The organism is Eubacterium maltosivorans (assembly GCF_002441855.2).
Classification (GTDB): domain Bacteria; phylum Bacillota; class Clostridia; order Eubacteriales; family Eubacteriaceae; genus Eubacterium; species Eubacterium maltosivorans.
In genome coordinates this window covers 235056-252154 of the sequence record NZ_CP029487.1, presented here as the reverse complement: position 1 = coordinate 252154, position 17099 = coordinate 235056, and the positions used below count along the sequence as shown (strand labels likewise).

Here is a 17099-nt window from a genome sequence, read left to right as displayed (position 1 = left end):
TTTTATTGTAAACATTCAAGGTAGTAAAGGACTGTCTTGTCGGGCATCGCTGTCTTTAACGCCGCATAGGCATAGGGCTCAAAGACGACAATCTGCTCTGCTCCGGCTTTTTCAATATCCGCGAGGGCATCTTTCTGGATACGGTCTGCCATCTCGGCGTCAAAGCCGGTCAGATGATACTCCGCGCCAAGTGGTTTCTGCCAGATATTTAAAACATTGACGCGCTTGTCTGCCTTTAACAGCGGTAAAAATTCCATACTGGCAGCGATTGGCGTCTCGTCATTGTTGATGGCAAGCGCATTGAGGGCCTGGCCGTTTCTCAGGAAACGGCAGTTGAAGCTGCCGCCGTAAAAGTAAGAGGGTGCCTCGATTTTCAACAGCTTCAGCTCGTTGGGAAGGTAAACGACCTGGAAAGGCACGCTGATCCCCAGCTTTTCTGCAAACTGTGTCAGCAGATAGGTTGTCTGGCCCGAAAGGGTATAAACTACCTCTATTCCTTTTTCCTGAAGCCCGCTGATCAGGCCTTCCAGGTATTTAATCCCTTCTTCCACCATGCCGTAAGCAAAGTATTCCCAGCCTGCAAAAACCGGGGCGATTTCAGGCTCAAAAGCAATCCCTCTTGACCTGAACCATTGCCCCAGTCTTGATGCGCTGTCAGCGGCGAGGGCGGCTGTAGCGTCGTCCAGAAAGAGAAAGTTACTGCTGCCTTCAAGCACCGGAACAGCCTCCTGCCACTGTCTGAGCGCCGCCGCGTCGGTTTTCAGGATATGTCCACCGCCTGCCTTCAGGGTATCTTTAAACGACTCGGCAGTTTGGGTTCCAAAGCCTTTTTCCAGCATCAGCTCGCGGCAGAGGATCATGACGTCTGTCAAATCCTCAGGGCTTTCGCCAAAGTTCTGCCAGCGCTCTCCCTGGCGTGACAGAATACTTTGGAATACCAGCTCTGCAATGTAATCGTTGGGAGCCATTTCGTTCTTGAAGACCGCCCGGGCCAGCTGCAGCTTACGGGAGGGATAGTCGTGGAGCATGTGGCTCGCCCGGAATTCCGGACAATAGCACACGGCCTGATCCATATGGATCACCTGATGGTTCAGCTTGTCTTCGTAATGTTCTAATGTAAATTCTCTCATAATCCCAGTACTCCTTTGTTCACTAATCCCTTGGGGTCAAGGGCGTCCTTGATTTTTTGCATGACCTCGATCCCTGCTTCGCCGTGCTCAAGCGGTAGGTATTCAGCCTTGGCTTTGCCGCTGCCGTGGTGATGGGAGACATTGCCGCCGTATTTCAGGCTGGTCCGGATAGCGGTATCCAGGCATTCCATGTAGCGCTTTTCACCGTCAAAGTCATCCCCGCCGGTCTGGGCGTGGAAAATGACATAAACACTGGCGCCGGTATGGTATACGTGTGAAAAATGGCAGTCAACGCTTTTGCACATTGGCTCAAGGGCTTTGCGCATTTCACGCCACACATCGGCGATGCAGTCCCAGGGGGCTGCCACCTCGATGGCGTCGGCTGTGCCGCCCTTCATGGCGTCGTGGTCCAACATTTTTTTCGTGGAAAAACGTGAGTGGAACCAGTCATAGCCTGGCTTCGCTCCCTTAGGTACACCACCATTCAAAGCGCAGTAATGGTGAACGTATTCCCGCTCAAGATCCACCTGCTTTTCCAGGCCTTCATAGCCAATGACCAGAAAAACGTGGCCTTTTTCAAAGCCGTATTTTTCCATTTTAGGAATGCTTTCCTCTTCGTCGTAAAGGCGGACCACTGCCGGGTGCACATTGTTCTGGACAAACTGGCGGATGGCCTCAAGGCCGTCCTCGGTACGGTTAAAGGTAAAGGCTTCAAAATAGCGCTTTTCGGCTACTGGATAAATTTTCATTTCCACCTTGGTGACAACCCCGTATACGCCCTCGCTGCCAAGGAACAACTGATCCAGTTCTGGTCCGGTTGATGCCTTAGGTGTTTTGTGCGTTTTCAGCACATGGCCATTTGGCAGCACCACCTCAAGGGAGTTGACCATATCATCCATTTTACCGTATTTGGTTGAAAAGGTCCCAATCGCGCGTGTGGCGACCATACCGCCCAGCACTGCGCTCTGGAAGGACTGCGGATACTGGCCGCAGGTATAGCCCGCTTCGTTCAGCATATTCTCAAAATCTGCACCGGTCAGACCTGCGCCTCCCACGGCAGTACAATTGACAGGATTGATTTCAAATTCCTTGAGATTTTTAATATCCAGCATGACTTCATGGTTTTCGGCGATACTGCCGCCCACGATGCCAGAGCCGCCGCCGAAGGGAATAATCCCGACACTGTACTCCTGAGAAAGCGCCATGATCCGGCTGACCTCATCGGTGTTTTCAGGCATAAGAATGGCTTCTGGCAGAACCTTGTAAGGCCCCTGAAGCAGCCATTTATATTCTCTGGGATAACAGCCGTGGGCATAGATAAGGCGTTCCTCCTCACGGCGGAGTACTGTAACCTCTGGCAGCTCTTCCTGAACCGCTTTCAAAAAACCTTCAATATTTTCTTTCATTAATATTCTCCTTACTTTGCTTTAATGTCACGTGCCGCTATAATGTCAACACCCGTGTCCAAAATATTCGAAACGACCACGTCTCCAGCTCTGACCGGTGCTTTGACCGTAATGCTGTAAAGGGTATGGATGCAGTCTCTGAGCCTTTTTTTGCTGACCTCTTCACTGCTGACCACAGGCAGAAGGTTAAAAATGCCATTTTCTATTTTAACGGTTGTGGTCAGCATGCGTTTGGGGTCGGTATACTCATTGACCGCGTATTTTTTCCCATTATTGCAGTCAAAGCCTGTGGTTTCAAAGGTCCCGTCATTCTTGACTGTCAGCTCTCCCTTACAGCTTTTGGGGCAGACAATACAGGTATAATTTCTTTTTTCCATTTTCCATCACTCCTTTGCCACGCTGATACAGATGGGGCCGTCTGTTGTTTTGCCAAGATCAATGACCTCACAGACCATTTCCGGCGGCTTGACCACCGCGTGTTTTTTCAGCTTTTGGGACTGCCCATCCTGGCTGAATACCAGCCTTACCTTTTCGTCGGGCTTTCTGACCCGCATAAACACCGGCACCTCTCCAGCTGTCCCGCTTATTTTCTGGGGAACTACAAAGCTGATGTTATCCCCGGCTTCTACGGCCCGGCAGCTGCCCGTCTCAAGCTCACCCTTCAGATAGCGGACTGCGCCGCGGGCTGCCATCTCCCCGGTCTGGGAGACATAATCCACCAAGTCAAACACGGTGACCACATTGCCCGCTGCAAAGATACCCGGGACCGAGGTCATCATCTGTTCATCCACCACTGGGCCGCGTGTCCTCGGGTCCATCTCAATGTCCAGCTGTTCACTGAGCTCATTTTCTGGGATAAGGCCAACAGACAGCACCAGAAGGTCGCAGTCAATATATTCTTCGGTTCCTTCGATGGGCTTCAGATTTTCATCCACCTTTGCCACGGTAACACCCTCGATCCGCTCCCTGCCGTGGATCTTGGTCACGGTAGTGCCCAGATGCAGGGGAATGTCATAATCCTCAAGACACTGGACGATGTTTCGGGTCAGGCCGCCCTCGGTATGCATGATCTCATAGACGCCTTTTACCTCAATATCCTCAAGGGTCATGCGCCTTGCCATGATGAGGCCAATGTCGCCAGAGCCTAAAATCACAGCCTTTTTACCAGGCAGATAGCCCTCCATATTAATATAGCGCTGGACCGCTCCGGCAGTCAGCACCCCGGCGGGGCGCGTTCCATAGATCATAACCTGCGAGCGCGTGCGTTCACGGCAGCCCATGGCCAGAATAATCGACCCTGCCTTGATCTCGAGCAGGCCATCCTTTTCGTTGACCGCGTAAATGGTTTTATCCGGACGGATCTCCAGCACCATTGTATCCAGTTTAACCCCGATCCCACTGGTCTCGACCTCGTCGATAAAAGCCTGGGCGTACTGGCCTCCTGTCATGCGGCGTTTAAACCGCAGCAGGCCGAAGCCGTCGTGGATACACTGCTGCAGAATACCGCCAAGGGAAAGGTCCCGTTCAATAATCAAAGTGTCAAGTCCTGCCTTATGGGCTTCCACGGCTGCTGCCAGTCCTGCGGGACCGCCGCCGATAATGGCGCAGTCTGTCTTTATCTGCTTCATTCTTCCTCCCCCTTTCTGGACGCTGTGGTCAGCATTTCTGATCCTGCGCCGCGCTTGGTTACTTCCTCAGGCGCGACCCCCAGTTCTCTGGCAATGATCTCAACAACCCTCGGGCCGCAGAAGCCGCCCTGGCAGCGCCCCATGCCTGCTCTGGTGCGGCGCTTCACCGCGTCCACAGTTGTGGCTGGTATTTTACCGTGTATGGCGTCAACGATCTCGGCCTCTGTGATGGTCTCACATCGGCAGATCACATGTCCGTACAGCGGATTTTTGGCGATAAGCGCTTCTTTTTCTTCCAGGCTGCAATCCCTGAAGGCCTTGTGCTCTGGACGAATAGGGTCATAATCCTCACGCACGGTGGCTTCTGGGTGAAGCGTTTTGTAAATTCCCTCGACCCGTTCGGCGATGGCTGGTGAAGATGCCAGCCCGGGGGACTGAATGCCAGCGACATGGATGAAATTATCAAGTACCTCAGACGCTTCGATGATAAAGTCCTCAATATAATTCGATGCACGGCAGCCGCTGAAATAGGTGATAATGTCTTTTTCGGAGGCGCCTTCGGTCAGGTGCTTACCCTTTTCCATGACAAAGCGCACATCCTCTTCGTCCACTGCCAAATCATCTTTTTCCGGCACCTCGATGGCTGAGGGGCCCCACAGTGGGTTTCCCTCAGGTGTCTGGGTCGGGCCGCCGCCCTTGGTAAAGTTTTTAGGCGGTGTGCCGATAAAGCATTTGTTGGTGGTTTTGCCGATTTTTTTATCCAGAATCACCAGGGTGCCCCGGCGCGGATGAATGGTGTAAAACCGGTCGCCTGCCAGCTCTGCGATTTCGTCGGCATACAGGCCTGCGGCGTTGATAACACAGGCTGCTTCGATGATCCCCTTGTCGGTAACCACGCCGCTTATCCGACCGCCCTGTCTGGTAAAGCCCAGCACCTCTGTGTTCAGCATAAGCTCTGCCCCGTTGTCAATGGCGTTTTCCATGAGGGCTTCAACCACCTCGTAGGGCTCAACATAGGCTGCCGAGGGGGTCCACAGGGCCTTAATGACATCGTGGTTGACGGCCGGGTCAATGGCTCTGGCCTCGTCGCCGCTTAAAATGGCAATGCCAGGCACACCGTTCTTTTTTCCCAGCTCATAGTACTGCTCCAGATAGGCGTCGTCTGATTCGTCAAAGCCTACGACAAAGGAGCCGCAGCGGTTCATTTTGAAGTGAAGTTCTTCCTGCCATTTAGTGTACATGGCATTGCCCTTTACATTGAGCAGGGCCTTCAGGGAGCCTGCCTTTGAGTCGTAACCTGAGTGGATCATCCCATTGTTTGATTTGGAGGTTCCCTCGGACACATCTGAGGCTTTTTCCACCACGATAATGCGCTTGTTATATTTAGACAGAGTTCTGGCGATGCCGCTGCCAGTTACCCCCGCGCCAATGACCACAATATCGGCCTGGCCGATCACACCGGTGGTCTCAGCCTTCTTTACAGCCTCTGTCCGGTCTCTCGGAGCAGTTTTTGCCCCCTTAACGGTCAGCTTATTGACAACCCCTTTTACGCCGCTCTTTCCAGCCGCGTGGCCAATATCAACAACATGCTGCCAGACATCCACCTCGCCAGTCAGGGTAATGACCCCGCGCGCGTCGGCGCTGGCTTCAATTTTATAATGCTTTAATGACGGATCGTCCTCTAGTTTCTGATAAAATTGTGCAACACAATCGGACACGATTGTCTCTCCTTTCATCTCTTAAAATCATTATTCCAAGGTATCGGCAAAATTGACTGAATGGTGAACTTTTGAGTTGACAGTTGATCATGGATAGTGGATAGTTAGCGTTCCGTAACTATCCACTGTCAACTAACCATTATCCACTAAAACTTAAACAGTCCACCTTTTCCCCTTCACCTCTACCTCTTTTGCTTATTCCTTTACTCGTCCCTATGCCTGCTTGCGCCAGCCGATGGAGCGCTCGATGGCTTCACGCCAGCCTGCGTACAGCTCTTCGCGTTTTTCCGATGTGATGGCCGGCTCAAAGGATTTGTCGATTTCAAGAGACTTGTCGAAATCGGCTTCGGTCCAGAGGCCTGCTGCCAGGCCGGCCATTTCGGCTGCGCCCAGACTGGTGGCTTCGACGGATAGAGGACGGTCGACACGGGCGTCAAGCATATCTGCCATGAGCTGTGCCAGCAAATCGTTCATGGAGGCGCCGCCGTCAATACGGATATCGGTCATCTTTACGCCGGATTCTTTTTCGACAACGTCCAGAATATCCTTTAGGCGGTAAGCGACCCCCTCCAGTGTGGCCCGTACAATATGGGCCTTGGTGGTTCCGCGGCTGATGCCAAAAATGGTGCCTCTGGCGTAGGGATCGTGATAGGGTGCGCTGAGGCCTGCCAGTGCGGGAACAAAGTAAACCCCGTTAGAGTCCTCAACGGACCGCGCCAGAGGCTCAGATTCACTGGATTTGCCGATGACCTGAAGGCCGTCGCGCAGCCACTGGACCGCTGAGCCTGTGACGGCTTCAAAGCCTTCCAGCGCATAGCTCACCTCATCCCCGATCTTCCAGGCGATAACTGTGTTTAAGCCCTGGTCTGAGACGACACATTCGCCGCCGATGTTGATGTCTAAGAATGAGCCTGTACCGTTGGTGATCTTGCAGGTCCCCTTGGAACGGCAGCCCTGGGCGTAAAGCGCGGCATGCTGGTCAGCAATGGCACCGCAGATGGGAATCCCGGCTCCGAAAATATCTGGATCTGTGGCACCGTAATTGCCGGAGTCGTTAACGATCTCTGGATAAATGTCGGTTGAGATGCCCAGATAGTCTAAAAATTCGGTGTACCACTTACCTGTCTGGAGATCCAGGCTCCCCATAACAGATGCGTTGGAATAGCTGACCACATGGCTTTTTCCGCCGGTCAGCTTCCAGATCAGCCAGGTGTCAATGGTGCCGAAAAGCGCTTCGCCGGATTCGATCTTTTCTTTGATCTCCGGTACATTTTCAAGATACCAGTGCAGCATGAGAGAGGAATAAACCGGCGCTACTGTCCAGCCTGTGGCTTTGCGGGCTTTTTCTCCCCATTCACTGTCGTTGATTTCCTGACACAGGGCCGCGGTGCGGTTATCCTGCCAGACAATGGCGTTGTATAACGGCACGCCGGTGTTTTTATCCCATACCAGGCATGTGGCCCGCTGGTTGGTAATGCCGATGGCGGCGATCTCTTCTGGCGCCACGCCGCCTGACAGCATGGCTTCCTTACACATCCGAACACTCTTGTCGTAAATTTCCATGGCGTCGTGTTCAACCTTGTCTTCGCTCGGTGTGTATTGTGTGAATTCTTCATAGCACTGGGACACAATATTAAATTCCCTGTCAAAAATCAGCGCTCTGGTACCAGTTGTTCCTTCGTCAATGACTAAAACATAGTTTTTCATTTTTTACTCCTTTACTCCTCAAAAAATGATTATTCAGTTGTCTTCCTTATGCTCAGCTACGGTGTCAGAAACCTCCTTTCCTCTTTCGCTTGTAAATGCTTTACATATTCACTTTTTATGTATTTTGTATTGACTTTATGTTAATATTATATGCTTTTTGGTTGTTTGTCAACTTATTTTTAAATTTTGCAAATTTTACAATTAAAAAAGCACACTGGTCTCCAACAGCGTGCTCAGAGTATAGTCAAACTTTAATATTAGGAGACAAAACGTTAATAAAGAGGCTTTTTAAGTTGAAAGTGGATAGTTGAAGGTTGAAAGTTCAGGTTCAAATCAGCCTTTGGCCGATTTGATTGAATGCGGCCAAAGGCCGCTGTTTAAATCGCTTGAGCCAAAGCGAAAACGTTCCATAACCTTCCACTTTCCACCTTCAATTTTCAACTCTCAAAGCTTCATGCTTCTCTTTGCAGCTCATGAACGACTTTGCCAACCGTATCCGCACACTGGTCTCCACAGTGTGCTTAAATTCTGTTAATGACTACAGATCTGTACGGCTGTCTCGGCGGCGCTTCCCGCGTCCTTGGCAAAGGCGTCACAGCCTGTTTTATCGCAGAAATCCTGCGTAATGGGCGCTCCGCCAATCATAATCTTAAACTGCTCCCGAACGCCCGCATCCTCAAAAGCCTTAACGATTTTAGGAATTTCGGGCATGGTGGTGGTCAACAGCGCAGAACAGGCCACGATGTCCGCTCTTTCCTGTACAGCGGCCTCCACAAAGCGCTCCTCAGGCACGTCGATGCCAATATCCACTACCTTAAAGCCGCGGCCCTCAAACATCATTTTTACCAGGTTTTTACCAATATCGTGCATATCTCCCTTTACACTTCCCAGCACAATGGTTCCGGCGGCTGTCTGCTGGTTTTCAGTGAGCAGCGGCTTCAGCACCTCTGACCCATTCTGCATGGCGTAGCACGAGCACAGCACCTCCGGTATGTATATCTCTTCGTTTTTAAACTCCTCTCCCACCATCTCCATGGCTGCCATCATGGTATCCAGAACAGCCTGTGGACTGGCTCCCTCGTCCACTGCAGTCTGCACCAGGGACGGCGTATCGTCCTCTAAACCTTCATAAACTGCATTCTTAATCTGATCCAATATATTCATTCTTGTCTCCTCTGTTTTCTCATTTTAATGCCAGTTTCACCAGGCGTTCGTAGACGTCTGCCTTTCTCAGCGCCTGGTAGGCATCCTTGTATATTTCAAAATATTCATTATACAGCGCGTGCCGCTGCATATCGGGCTCACAAACCGCCACAATCTTCACCATATGGGCAACGGCTTCACGCACGTTTGCGTAGAGCTCTGCTCCCACGGCCGCCAGAATTGCTGCGCCCAGCGCTGTGGCTTCTTCTACGGCCAGAATACTGCAGGACTTGCCGTAAATGTCTGCCTGGATATGGTTCCAGACGTCGGATTTTGCGGCGCCGCCGCTCAGCACAATCTCATCAACCTCGACACCGTTTGTAATCATTTGGTCGATGATCTCGCGAGTTTCGTAGGTAACGCCTTCCATAATGGCCCGCGCCATGGCCTGCCGGCTGTGGCCCAGGGTCAGGCCGATAAAGGTTCCGCGGGCAAAGGGGTCCCAGTTCGGCGCTGCCGAGCTGGCAAAGTACGGGATACAGATCAGCCCGTCGCTGCCGGGGCGTATCCCCTCTACCTGTTCATTGATCAGATCGTAAGGGTCAACTCCCAGAGCTTTTGCTTTTTCTATCTCTGGTACGGCAAATTCGTTCCGGTACCATTTCAGGGAGCTTCCGGCCGCGTTCTGCAGGCCTTCTGTTTCCCACTTGCCCGCAACCGTATGGGCTGAGCACGGCAGGCGCATGCTGCCGTCGTAGATGGGCTCGTCCATATAAGCAAGGGTGACACCTGCGGTGCCAATGGTTACCTCAATGGTACCTTTTTTCACCGCACCTGCGCCAATACCGGCACACTGCTGGTCGCCGCCGCCTGAAACCAGAAGCGTTCCCTCGGCAAAACCTGTGAGCACACTGCTCTCTTTTGATATTTTTCCAACGACCTTGCCCGACGGCACCAGGGTCGGCAGCTTGGATTTGTCAAGCTCCAGAGCCTCGATCAGCTCATCGCTCCACTCAAAGGCTTTGATGTCCATCAGCCCCTGCAGGGACCCATTGGACCAGTCCTCAAAGTAACCCTCTGCGCCGAGCTTGTTTAAAATACGCTCCTGATCCATGGCAAACTTATAAGTTTTCGCATAAATCTCCGGCTGGTGTTTCCTGATCCACATGATCTTGCTGACTGACCAGGTCGTGCCTACCGGCAGGCCGGTGATCTCATAATAACGCTCCGCGCCCACCAGGCTGCTGATCTCTTCACATTCCTCAAAGGAACGGCTGTCCTGCCAGGAGATGGCAGACCGCAGAGGCATGCCGGCTTCATCCACCGGGGTAAAGGTACAGCGCTGGGTGGAAAGGCCGATGGCGCGGATTTCCGCAGGATCAATGCCTGCCTTGGCGATGGCTTCCCGGGTGGCCTCGCAAGTCTGTTGCCAGGTCATTTCCCCGTCCTGTTCTACCCATCCCGACTGCGGAAAGGTACAGGGATACTCACGGTAAGCGCTGCTGACAGTGGCGCCCTCCATGTCAAAAATAATCACTTTTACGCCGGTTGTTCCGATATCGATTCCACTAATATAATTTTTCATCTCTACTCTCTCCAAAAATTATTTTTTATTCGCTTACAATTGAATGGGATAAACGCCGAATTCGTGGGCACATTCGATCATATGCACCAGATTTTCCGCGCTCACATCGCTCTGAACATTGTGGGCCGGTGACAGCAGAAAGCCGCCGCCTGGCGCCAGTGCCTTAATGGCGTCGCGCACTTCCTGGGTGATCTCGTCCTTTGTGCCAAAGGGCAGTACTTTCTGAATATCGATGTTGCCGTGAAAGACGATTTTATCACCGAATTCCTGTTTCAGCTCGTAACGGTTCATGTGGTTGGCGCCCGGCTGTACCGGGTCCAGAATGTCGATGCCACAGTCGATGAGATCCGGGATAAAGGGGCGGATCGAGCCGCAGCTGTGAAGCATGACCTTGCCGTTGGGATTCTTCTTCCGCAGCTCTGTCTTCGCGCTCACCCAGAGCTCCTCGAGATGGGGTTTTACCACCTTCCGGAAGGTTCTTGGTGAAATGAGCGGGCTGTCCTGTGTGCCCAGATCTTCGCCGCTCAGGCGCAGAATATCCACGTATTCACCCACCGCGTCGATGCAGACACGGTCGATTTCCTTCTGTATCTGACAGACTTTATCCAGCAGCGCGTGGGCAAATTCCTGATTGTTGATGAGGTCACGGTACCAGCGCTCGTGACCGCGCATATAGGTGGCCACCTCGAAGACAGCGCCGGCAAATTTTGCCAGAATCGCCAGGTCGCTTTTGTCCCGGACCATCTGCATCTCCTCGCGCAGGCCCTGGTAGCGCGCCGGATCGGTGGGGTCGGGCCAGTCGTAGCTTTCCAGATCCTCGATAGTGGCGTCGGCCAGAGGCGGGTTCTGCAGCTCAAAGTAAAAATGTCCGCCGTCGATCATGGTCTTTTTCCAATAACAGCCCCATTCATCGGTAAAGCTGCCATCCTCAAATTGTCTGGAATGGGCTGATTTGGCCGATCTTGGCGAAATGTAGTACATGTCCAGATCCAGCGCCTGGATCATCTCCAGCGGCATCTGGACATCGGTCCAGTGGCCCATTCTGGGTGTGTCTGGAAGATGGTCCATCTTCAGCAGTCTTTTCATATCTCTGTATACATCAATGGTCAGGACCATATCCACCGGCACCCGGTCGGGCTCCTGGTGGCTGGCCGCTGCCATCACACGTTCTCTCGAATTCATTCTTGTCTCTCCTTTTTACAAATTCCAAAGCGCCTCGCAGCTGCACACAATGTTCATGGCGCCTGCCTGTATCATTGTTTTAACGTCGCTCGGCTTTGAAACCAGCCCGCTTGTGATCACAGGCTGATCAAATTCATTGCTTACCTTGCGCACGATCCGCGGGATCAGCCCTGGCGTCAGCTCGATAATATCCGGCTTCGACGCCTTAAACAGGTTAATGCCGCTTTCCAGCGCCTGGTTGTCCATGAGGAAAATCCGGTGCACGGTGATCAGATTTTCCTTAGCCGCCAGCTTCAGAATATGGCTTTTGGTCGAGATGACGCCATCAATTCCGGTGTGCTCCACCGCGTATCGAATGCCGCCGATGTCCCGTCCAATGCCTTCAATCAGGTCCATGTGCAGGAATACCAGTCCATTTCGTTCTTTAAATTCCTTAATCAGCTTTTCTGCTTTAAAATAATCGCCTCCTACCATAAACAGCACCCGCACTTTTGACTCGAGGGCCTGCCTGAAATTCTCTGGCGTCCGCACAGCGGCAATAACCGGGTATGCTTTAAAAGTCTTCATTTGTTCCTTAGTGATCATTGGAGTGGCCTCTTTCCAATGATTTAAGATAGAAAAAAACCGCGATAAACAAACAGGAGAGCACTCCCATTTATTTATTGCGGTTTCTACAATCTCAAACCAATACGTATTAATTTATTCAATAATAGCATGTTTATAAATCGATGTCAATAGCCTTTTCTGATATTAAAATTATTTTTACGATTTACAGAATCTCAATCCCGTTATTACGGGCGTATTCCCTGTAAATTTCCGGCTCTTTACCATCGACGATGAAGGCCTCGAAAATATTAAGGTCGAACATCTTGGCCAGAGATATCTTGTCAAACTTGGTGTAGTCGGCCATGAGATAGCATTTCTGGCTGATCTCGGCCAGGGTCTGGTTAACCTCGATCTCTTCCAGCGAGCTGTGGGTCACGCCCTTGGGGATGGAAACAGCCAAAACACCCATAAAGGCCTTGTCAATGTTAAACTTCCTGAGGAAATCGTCCGCATCCTTTCCATAAAAAGCACCGGAAATACTGCGCAGCCGCCCACCAGGCATAAAGACATTCACACCCTTTACTGTGGAGGCCTTGAGGGCCACATTCAGCGACAGGGTTATGACGTTCAGGCTTTTCATATCCTCCAGGTAATCGAGAACCAGCTCAACCGTACTGCCTGAGTTCAGCGCGATGGTATCCCCATCCTTGATCAGCTTTGCCGCCTTTTGCGCGATGATCCGTTTTTCATCCAGGTTTTGCAGCTTCTTCTGGGCAATGTTCATCTCCACAGTGGTCTGGCTGGCCAGGCTTTCCTTGGCATAGGCGCCCCCGTAGGTCAGCTCAATGCCGTACTCCTCTGCCAGGTATTTTAAATCCCTCCTGATGGTCGGCACGCCTACTTCGTATTTTTTTGCCAGCGCGTCAGCCTTTACGGAACCCTCTTTCAGGATTTTATTGAGTATTTCTTTTCTGCGTTCTACATGCAGCATTCACTTCACCGCCCTTTTCTACCAACACTATACCATTTCTTTCATGGCTCTGCAAGGGTTCAGCCCGCTGCTTTCTGCCATTCGCGGCACAAAATGCTGTAAATCACGGCGTCGCAGAGGCCATGGTTGTTCACATTGTATTCCCGGAGCACCCCTTCTTTCGTCATGCCGCACTTCTTCATAACCCTTCCGGACGCCGGGTTTTCAACAGCGTGCAGAGCCTCGACGCGGTTCACGCCCACTTCCTCAAAGAAAAAGCCAATCACCGCTGACAGGGCCTCTGTGGTAAGCCCCTGGTTCCAGTATTTACGGCCGATACAGTAGCCCACATGCACAGCCTCTGCCGCCTCATCGATCCGGACAACGCCGAGGCTTCCAATGGGCTCGCCGGTTTCTCTGCAGGTGATACACCAGTTATAATCGTCCAGCAGGATGGCGTTATTCTGCCACTCCTCAATGACCGCACGGGAGGCTTTCACGCTCTCATGTGTGGGCCAGCTTAAAAAACGGGTGACTTCCGGGTCTCCCGCCCAATTCAGGTACATGGCATCTGCGTCGTCAATGGAAAACTGACGCAGCACCAGTCGCCCGGTTTCAATTTTGCGCGTTCCCTGATGGTTCATATGAATCCCTCACTTTCTTTTAGCTTATTATAACAGGATTCCCTTAAAGTGAAAAGTGCCAGGTTGAAGATGGCGCTTCAGACTTTGCCTCTCCCTGGCAATATGGTATAATACTCCCAAATTCATTTACATCAGGAGGTTTTTACACATGCTTACATCCACCACGCGCGCATTTGGCTCCCCCAGCCGCTACATTCAGGGCTACGGCGAGCTTGAGCGCCTTCAGGACTATACAGCCGACTACGGAAAAAAGGTGCTTGCCATCATTGACCCGTTTTTTTACGATACCCTTTCGCCTGCCTTAAAGGACCAGTTTGAAACGGCCGGCGCTGTCATCGAATCGGTCAAATTCGGCGGTGAAACCACTATCACAGAGCTTGAACGCCTGGCCGCCATCGCCTCAGGCTACAGCAGCGATGTTGTCGTGGGAATCGGAGGGGGCAAGACCATCGACGCCGCCAAATACACAGGGATCAAGGCTTCGGCAGCCATTGTCATCGCTCCGACCTCAGCCGCCACAGATGCGCCCACCTCGGCCCTCTCAGTTACCTACACCGAGGAGGGTGTCCACGCTGAGACCATCTACTTCAAACGCAATCCCGACCTCATTCTGGTCGACAGCAAAATCGTCTCTAAGGCGCCTGTCCGTTTGCTGGTATCCGGCATGGGCGATGCCCTGTCCACTTATTTTGAGGCCCGGGCGCATCAGGAATCCAATACCGCCAACCGCATCGGCAAGGGCTACCGCACCACCCTGGCCGGCATGGCAGTGTCTGAGCTGTGCTACCAGGTGCTGCTTGAGGACGGCCTGAAGGCTAAGCAGGCTGCCGAAGCCGGCGCCTGTACCGAGGCCCTGGAAAATATCATCGAGGCCAACACCCTGCTCAGCGGACTGGGCGTGGAATGTGTGGGCTGCGCAGGGGCGCACTCACTGAACAGCGGCTTTTCTGCCGTGGAGGCCTGCCGGAATTACACCCATGGTGAGATCGTAGCCTTTGGCACCCTGTGCCAGCTGGTGCTCGAAAACCGCCCGAAAGCGGAGATCGAGGAGGTCCTGGCCTTTTCCACCAGTGTGGGACTGCCCGTCACCCTTGCCGAAATCGGCCTGGAGGCCAGTATGGAGACCGATCTTCGCCGGGTAGCCGAGCGCGCCGCAAAGGCCAGGCACATTGTCGCCGAGCCTGTCACCGTCAACTCCGAAATCATCTATAATGCCATCCTGGCCGCTGACGCAATGGGCCGGGGATGGAAGGCTGAGCGCTTGAGTACGGGTGTGTGAAAAATCGAGCGCGTGATTCAAGGTTAAATCCAGAGGCTGTTTCAATGGAGAATTGAGAATGCAGAATGGAGAATTAGAGGAAAAAAATGCTGCGCATTTTGATTGGATTTGCGGCCAAAGGCCGCTGTTTCAATCGCTTTTTCGACAGAAAAAGGGTTCAATCATTTTCCATTCTCAATTTTCCATTCTCCATTAAACATCCCTCTTTTTAACGCTTTATGTTCTCATGATAAAGTTTTTCGACAGTCTGCGACCGCTCTACGCGGTCTTTTTTTTATTATATCCAGTTTTTTCTTTTTTTGAACAAAATCCGGTAAAATCCGCCTCCTTTTTTCCATTGTATGAATAGAGGCTTCTACACGTGAAATAAGGGTAAAGGAATTATTTCTTAAAGGTGTCGCCCAATTTCAGAAAATTCGGTATGTTCATAGTAGGAGCTGCATTTGCCCCTATGTATACAAGAATAAACTGAACAAAAAAAGTTGCCCATTTGGCATTAAATCATTTTTATTCTTTTATTATGATTGAAAATTTCATTTTATTTGAAATTCCGTTAAACAAACCGTTGATATTTTTGTCAAAAAAAGTATGTATGTAGTAGAAGCATCTCAAAAGGAGGAAAAACATGGATTATCTCAAACAGCTCAACGCCTACCGAAGAAAGCGACTGGCCAGCCCGCTTTCATCAAACGCCATTGCCCTTTATGCCATTCTTCTGGAATACGCTAACGACCTGTATTTCCCAGACCGCTTTACCGCGGCCAATTCCGTAATCTGCGGGCTCAGCGGCCTCAGCCTGACACGGATGCAGGTTGCACGGAAGGAGCTCTGTGAAGGCGGTTTTCTGGCTTATACCAATGGACGCAGGGACCAATGCGGTACCTACCAGCTCATTGATCTGACACAAGCCGGCAGCATGTCAAAAAAGGATACAAAACCAGACGGCAAACTGGATAGCAAACCGGACAGCAAACTGGATAGCAAACTGGATAGTAAATCGGACAGCAAACCGGACACATTAAATAAACCAAACCAAAGCAAACCAGACCAACTCAAAGAGTGCTATGGCGACTTCGTCACCCTCACTCCCGACGAGCGCGCAAGGCTCACCGAACGTCTGGGAGAGCCCGACACCCTGCGCTACATCGACCGGCTTAACGAGTACATTGGCCAGATTGGCCCAAAAACCGCCAGCAAGCGCTACAAAAGCCATTATCATACCATTCTCAGCTTTTACCGCCGGGACGCGGAAAAGCACAAAAATCAGCCAGACAGCCCCATTCCAGATTACACCGCAAGCAAAGGAGAAAGCCTGTGAATTTTGAAGCCACAATCCCCAATCCCAACGCCGGCAGCCAGGAGTTCTATGAAGTGGACGGACTTAAGCACTGTTCCCTCTGCCACACCCCCATGGAGACATGGGTGGTTTTTGGTCACGTCAGAAAAAAGGTGTCCTGCCTGTGCCAGTGCAAAACCGAAGCCCGCGACCAGCGCGACCAGGCCTTTAAGGCCCGTCAGCAAGCCGAACGAAAAAAACAACGGAAGGTCTCCCATATTCAGGACCCCGCCATGCGCAGAATGACCTTTGAGGCCGACAATGGCGCCTGCCCTGGCGCCATCGAAAAAGCAAAGCGATACGTCGCCCAGTTTGATACAAGCTGCAGTGAAAATATCGGCCTGCTGTTTTACGGCGATGTGGGCACCGGAAAGACCTTTACGGCCGGCTGCATCGTCAACGTCCTGAACGACAAAGGCTACAATGTCCTGGGCACCAGCCTCACCCGCCTGAGAGACGACCTGCCCGGCGAGTTTGAAAGCGACCGGAGCCGGAGCCAGTACTACGACCGCCTGGCCGCCTATGACCTGGTGCTGATTGACGACTTTGGCATCGAGCGCCAGAGTGAGTTTACCCTGGAGCAGATTTACAACCTTATCGACGCCCGCTACAAAAGCGGAAAGCCCACCATCATCACCACCAACCTGACGCCCGAGCAGCTCAAAAATCCCAAAAACATGGCTCAGCGCCGCATTTACGACCGTATCAATGAAATGTGCAGCCCCATGCTTTTCGAGGGGCAAAGCCAGCGCCCCGCCCGTCAGAAGCAAAAGACCGAACTGGCGCGTAAACTGCTTTCTCCGGAAAGCAGGGGCTGAGCACGCA

General features: G+C 52.0%; 15 protein-coding genes. 3 read left to right on the top strand and 12 right to left on the bottom strand.

Annotated elements, in window-relative coordinates:
- Nucleotides 1-2: 2 nt before the first annotated feature.
- The 12 genes from CPZ25_RS01270 to CPZ25_RS01215 all read right to left on the bottom strand — a co-directional run bounded on the left by CPZ25_RS01270 (nucleotide 3) and on the right by CPZ25_RS01215 (nucleotide 13659).
- Nucleotides 3-1130 carry an HAD family hydrolase gene (locus tag CPZ25_RS01270; protein ID WP_096919423.1) on the bottom strand — a complete coding sequence of 376 codons (1128 nt, stop codon included), beginning with the start codon at nucleotides 1128-1130 and terminating at the stop codon, nucleotides 3-5.
- Nucleotides 1127-2536 (bottom strand): FAD-binding oxidoreductase, encoded by a 1410-nt coding sequence (locus CPZ25_RS01265; RefSeq protein ID WP_074616114.1) that lies wholly within the window; start codon nucleotides 2534-2536, stop codon nucleotides 1127-1129. Before CPZ25_RS01265 ends, CPZ25_RS01270 begins: the two co-directional genes overlap by 4 nt.
- A gap of 11 nt (nucleotides 2537-2547) precedes the next feature.
- Complete coding sequence (locus CPZ25_RS01260) at nucleotides 2548-2913, bottom strand: DUF1667 domain-containing protein (protein WP_058694985.1); 366 nt, start codon at nucleotides 2911-2913, stop codon at nucleotides 2548-2550.
- Nucleotides 2914-2919: 6 nt separating this feature from the next.
- Nucleotides 2920-4164, bottom strand: coding sequence for an NAD(P)/FAD-dependent oxidoreductase (locus CPZ25_RS01255; protein ID WP_096919422.1), 1245 nt, complete (start codon nucleotides 4162-4164; stop codon nucleotides 2920-2922).
- Nucleotides 4161-5882: an FAD-dependent oxidoreductase gene (locus tag CPZ25_RS01250; RefSeq protein ID WP_058694987.1), complete on the bottom strand. Its 1722-nt coding sequence runs from the start codon at nucleotides 5880-5882 to the stop codon at nucleotides 4161-4163. The genes CPZ25_RS01255 and CPZ25_RS01250 overlap by 4 nt, the downstream gene beginning before the upstream one ends.
- Before the next feature lie 213 nt (nucleotides 5883-6095).
- The gene (locus tag CPZ25_RS01245; protein WP_096919421.1) at nucleotides 6096-7589 is read right to left on the bottom strand and encodes an FGGY family carbohydrate kinase; all 1494 of its coding nucleotides are present in this window, start codon (nucleotides 7587-7589) and stop codon (nucleotides 6096-6098) included.
- 531 nt (nucleotides 7590-8120) lie between these two features.
- Nucleotides 8121-8753 (bottom strand): cobalamin B12-binding domain-containing protein, encoded by a 633-nt coding sequence (locus tag CPZ25_RS01240; protein WP_096919420.1) that lies wholly within the window; start codon nucleotides 8751-8753, stop codon nucleotides 8121-8123.
- Nucleotides 8754-8772: 19 nt separating this feature from the next.
- A complete protein-coding gene (locus CPZ25_RS01235) occupies nucleotides 8773-10317 on the bottom strand; it encodes an FGGY-family carbohydrate kinase (protein WP_096919419.1) in 1545 nt (514 codons plus the stop codon).
- A gap of 33 nt (nucleotides 10318-10350) precedes the next feature.
- Nucleotides 10351-11499, bottom strand: a complete 1149-nt coding sequence (locus CPZ25_RS01230; RefSeq protein WP_096919418.1) for a uroporphyrinogen decarboxylase family protein — start codon at nucleotides 11497-11499, stop codon at nucleotides 10351-10353.
- A 15-nt stretch (nucleotides 11500-11514) separates the two neighbouring features.
- Entirely contained in the window at nucleotides 11515-12084 is a 570-nt protein-coding gene (locus tag CPZ25_RS01225) for a glycerol-3-phosphate responsive antiterminator (protein ID WP_083336992.1), read from the bottom strand.
- A gap of 184 nt (nucleotides 12085-12268) precedes the next feature.
- Complete coding sequence (locus tag CPZ25_RS01220; protein ID WP_074616119.1) at nucleotides 12269-13036, bottom strand: DeoR/GlpR family DNA-binding transcription regulator; 768 nt, start codon at nucleotides 13034-13036, stop codon at nucleotides 12269-12271.
- A gap of 59 nt (nucleotides 13037-13095) precedes the next feature.
- Complete coding sequence (locus CPZ25_RS01215; RefSeq protein ID WP_096919417.1) at nucleotides 13096-13659, bottom strand: GNAT family N-acetyltransferase; 564 nt, start codon at nucleotides 13657-13659, stop codon at nucleotides 13096-13098.
- A 148-nt stretch (nucleotides 13660-13807) separates the two neighbouring features.
- On the opposite strand from CPZ25_RS01215, the gene CPZ25_RS01210 reads away from it, so the two are divergent.
- From CPZ25_RS01210 to CPZ25_RS01200, 3 genes are all read left to right on the top strand, one after another.
- Nucleotides 13808-14938 (top strand): glycerol dehydrogenase, encoded by a 1131-nt coding sequence (locus CPZ25_RS01210; protein ID WP_096919416.1) that lies wholly within the window; start codon nucleotides 13808-13810, stop codon nucleotides 14936-14938.
- Between the two features lie 625 nt (nucleotides 14939-15563).
- Complete coding sequence (locus CPZ25_RS20640; RefSeq protein ID WP_096919415.1) at nucleotides 15564-16256, top strand: helix-turn-helix domain-containing protein; 693 nt, start codon at nucleotides 15564-15566, stop codon at nucleotides 16254-16256.
- Nucleotides 16253-17092 carry an ATP-binding protein gene (locus CPZ25_RS01200; RefSeq protein ID WP_096919414.1) on the top strand — a complete coding sequence of 280 codons (840 nt, stop codon included), beginning with the start codon at nucleotides 16253-16255 and terminating at the stop codon, nucleotides 17090-17092. Before CPZ25_RS20640 ends, CPZ25_RS01200 begins: the two co-directional genes overlap by 4 nt.
- Nucleotides 17093-17099 lie beyond the last annotated feature (7 nt).